Here is a 3,327-nt window from a genome sequence, read left to right on the forward strand (position 1 = left end):
GCCACGCCGCCCTCGCGGGCCTCACTCTCGCCGCCGGGCTGCTGGCTCTTGCAGGCACCGCCCGCGCACAGGACGATGAGCGCATGGCTCTGTCGTCGGAGCTGCCGATCACCGTCGAGGACGCCGCCGCCATCGAGAAGGGCAGCGTCGACGTGAAGGTCCGCGCCTTCTTCGACCGGCTGAAGGGGGACGGCGGGCGCAACCGGCTGTCCTTCGACCCGGAACTCCAGGTCGGCGTCGCCGACGGTCTGGCGTTGAAGGTCAATCCCGGCTACCGCGTCGGCAACGCCGACGACGCGCAGCAGGGCGACGTCAAGCTGTCCGCCGAATACAACATCCGCGAACCGTCGCAGGGCCGGCTGGGCCTGTCGGTGGAGCCGCTGGTCAGCATCCCCTACGGGTCGGGGAGCAAGACGACCGAGGCCGGGATCACCGGGCGCCTGACCCAACCGCTCGGCACCGCCGCCGGGGCACCGCGCCTGCACGCCAACCTGTCCTGGCGGCATCTCTTCAATCCGGAGCCGGGCGAGCGCGACAACCGCTTCATCATGGCCGCCGGAATGAACGCCCCGGTCGGTCCCGCCACCGCCGTGGCCTTCGACGTGGTGCGCGAGCAGTCGCAGGAGCGCGGCAAGGCCGACAATTTCGTGGAGGCCGGCGTCCGGCATCTCGTCGGCGAAGACGTCGCCGTGGGAGCCGGTGTCGGCGTCGGGTTCGGCCCCGATTCGCCGCGCTACCGCCTGCTGCTGGGCGTGCAGCGATCGTTCTAGACTCGTTGTCCGGACACGACAAAACGCGCGCAAAGCCTTTCGGCGATGCGCGCGGCACTCTCAACCGGGGTTCGGTGCAACCGAGAGTCGGAGTCGTCCTGGTGTGGGGCTTAGCGCCCGGCCGCGGAGTTTGCCGCTCCGCGGTGACGCCACCAGAATCGCCTGGATGCGCTCCGGCGCTTCCAGGCGGTCAGCCTCAGGCCGCGACGGCCTGCTGCTTGTCCTGGGCCTTGGCGATGCGGCGCTTCAGGCGGCGCGCTTCCAGGCTGAGGACGTCGTCCTTCGCGTCGAGCAGGAAGGCGTCGAGGCCGCCCTTGTGCTCGATCGAACGGATCGCGTTGGTGGAGATACGCAGGCGCACCATCTGACCCAGAGCGTCGCTCAGCAGCGCGGTTTCCTGCAGGTTCGGCTGGAAACGGCGGCGGGTCTTGTTGTTGGCGTGGCTGACGTTGTTGCCAAACTGCGTGCCCTTGCCGGTCACGGAGCACCGACGTGCCATCGGAGTGATCCTTTATTTTAGCAAATGAAACCCGGTCCCGGGCAGCATACCGCCCGAAGGAGGCGGCGTTATAGTCGAACAAGCGCGCGCCCGTCAAGGAAGGAAGAGACGGGCGCGCGCCGATCGACGGTCCCCGGGCCGGCGGGGACCGCGATCCGGTGGAATCACTCGGCGGCGGGAGCGGCGGCCTTCTTCTCCTCAGCCTTCGGGGCGGCCTTGGGCGCTTCCGGCTTCAGCGCGTCCGCCTTGGCGGCCTCGGCCTTGGGGGCTTCGACCTTGGGGGCTTCGACCTTCGGGGCCTCCGCCTTCTTTTCCTCGACCTTCGGAGCGGCCTTCACGTCCGCCTTCGGCTCGGCCTTCGGGGCTTCCGCCTTGGGCGCCGGGGCGGGAGCCGCCTCGACCTTCGGCGTTTCGGCCTTCACCGGCTCCGCCTTCGGAGCGGGCGCCTCGGCCTTCGGGGCAGCCTTGGCCGGAGCCTTGCGGGCCGCCGGAGCCTTCTTCGGCGCCGGGGCGGGAGCCGGCTCAGCCTTCACCTCGGCCTTCTTCTCCTCAGCCTTCGGAGCTTCGATCTTGGGGGCCGCGATCTTGGAGACTTCCGCCTTCGGAGCGGGAGCCGGCGCGGACACCGGAGCGGCCTTGGGCGCCGGGGCGGCCGGCGACAGGGCCACCGGGCTGACGCCCAGTTCGGCGGCGATCTTCGAGGAGACGTCGAGGACGGTCTGCATCTGGTTGACGACGCGGGCCTGGGCGACGGTCGCCCATTCGCGCTGCACGGCGACGAGGTCCGCCGGGCTGCGCACCTTGGCGAATTCGCCGGCGAGGTGGGTCGACTCGCCGATGCCGGCGGTGACGCCGTCGAGCAGGCGGCGGCAGCCGTCCTGCATCACGCCGGCGACGCGCGTGCCGCGGGCGGCGTAGGTCTCGGCGTTCGCCTTGCCCAGCGGCGACAGGGCGAGAGGCCCATTGGTCAGGGGATTGAAGCGCTCGAAAAGATCCAGAAAGTTGGCGGCCATGTCCTAAGGTCTCCCGTTGACGACTCGACGCGGAGGCGGTGTCGGACAAGTCAACTCCGGCTCATACCCCAGGAGACTGCGGGCAAACCTCTCGCCCAAGCGCCACGGAGGCGCTCCTTTCCCGCCCAGGCCACCTTATGCACGGGAGAATCGCGGCGCAACAAGAAATGTTGCGGTGCAGCATACCCGAAAGGACCTACTCCACCGCGCGCCCGAGGAACTTTTCAAGCAAAACGCGTGCAGCGGCGGTGGGGGTGACGGCGCCGCCGGTCACGCGGGACTCCAGAGCGGACAGGTCGGCGCGCACGGCGGGATGCGCCTTGAAGGCGTCCACCAGCGTCTCGCGGATTTCGCTCCACAGCCAGGCGCGGGCCTGCTCGGCGCGGCGCGCGGCGCGGACTCCGGACGCCTCGGTGACCGCCTTGTGCTCCCCGATGGTGTCCCACACCGAATCGATGCCGACCCTGGTGATGGCCGAGCAGCTCAGCACCGGCACGCGCCAGTCGCCGTGGCGCAGCAGGGTCAGGGCGTGGCGGTAGTCCGCGACGGTATGCCGCGCCGTGTTGGCGAGGTCGCCGTCCGCCTTGTTGACGACCACGAGGTCGGCAAGCTCCACGATGCCTTTCTTGATGCCCTGAAGCTCGTCGCCGCCGGCGGGCAGCAGCAGCAGCATGAACAGGTCGACCATGTCGGCCACCGCCGTCTCCGACTGGCCGACGCCCACCGTCTCCACGACGATCACGTCGAAGCCCGCCGCTTCGCAGATCAGCATGGCCTCGCGCGTGCGGCGGGCCACGCCGCCCAGCGTGGCTCCGGCGGGCGACGGGCGGATGAAGGCGTTCGGCTCGCGCGACAGGTCCACCATGCGGGTCTTGTCGCCCAGGATGGAGCCGCCGGTGCGCTGCGACGACGGATCGATGGCCAGCACCGCCACCTTGTGCCCCCGCGCGATGACGTGCTGCCCGAACGCCTCGATGAAGGTCGACTTGCCCACCCCCGGCACGCCGGAAATGCCAACCCGCACCGAGTTGCCGGTGTGGGGCCG

4 protein-coding genes are annotated in these 3,327 nt (G+C 70.1%); 1 reads left to right on the forward strand and 3 read right to left on the reverse strand.

All coding sequences use genetic code 11. The features are described 5' to 3' along the window. The coding region (locus GBZ26_RS28340) for a hypothetical protein (protein ID WP_247884937.1) at positions 1-770 on the forward strand (770 nt) is incomplete at its 5' end. A gap of 196 nt (positions 771-966) precedes the next feature. Here GBZ26_RS28340 and rpmB read toward each other — a convergent pair. The 3 genes from rpmB to meaB all read right to left on the reverse strand — a co-directional run. Then, the gene (gene rpmB, locus GBZ26_RS28345; RefSeq protein ID WP_014198082.1) at positions 967-1,269 is read right to left on the reverse strand and encodes a 50S ribosomal protein L28; all 303 of its coding nucleotides are present in this window, start codon (positions 1,267-1,269) and stop codon (positions 967-969) included. Between the two features lie 164 nt (positions 1,270-1,433). Further along, positions 1,434-2,282 (reverse strand): phasin family protein, encoded by an 849-nt coding sequence (locus GBZ26_RS30790; protein WP_174441658.1) that lies wholly within the window; start codon positions 2,280-2,282, stop codon positions 1,434-1,436. Positions 2,283-2,478: 196 nt separating this feature from the next. After that, positions 2,479-3,327: methylmalonyl Co-A mutase-associated GTPase MeaB (gene meaB / locus GBZ26_RS28355; RefSeq protein ID WP_174441659.1), on the reverse strand; the 849-nt coding region annotated here is incomplete at its 5' end.

The organism is Azospirillum formosense (genome assembly GCF_013340925.1).
GTDB lineage: Bacteria > Pseudomonadota > Alphaproteobacteria > Azospirillales > Azospirillaceae > Azospirillum > Azospirillum formosense.

What these genes read in the sequence shown, in the direction of transcription:
- GBZ26_RS30790 (WP_174441658.1), bottom strand. Translation starts at nt 2,282, where the DNA reads ATGGCCGCCAACTTTCTGGATCTTTTCGAGCGCTTCAATCCCCTGACC.
- rpmB (WP_014198082.1), bottom strand. Translation starts at nt 1,269, where the DNA reads ATGGCACGTCGGTGCTCCGTGACCGGCAAGGGCACGCAGTTTGGCAAC.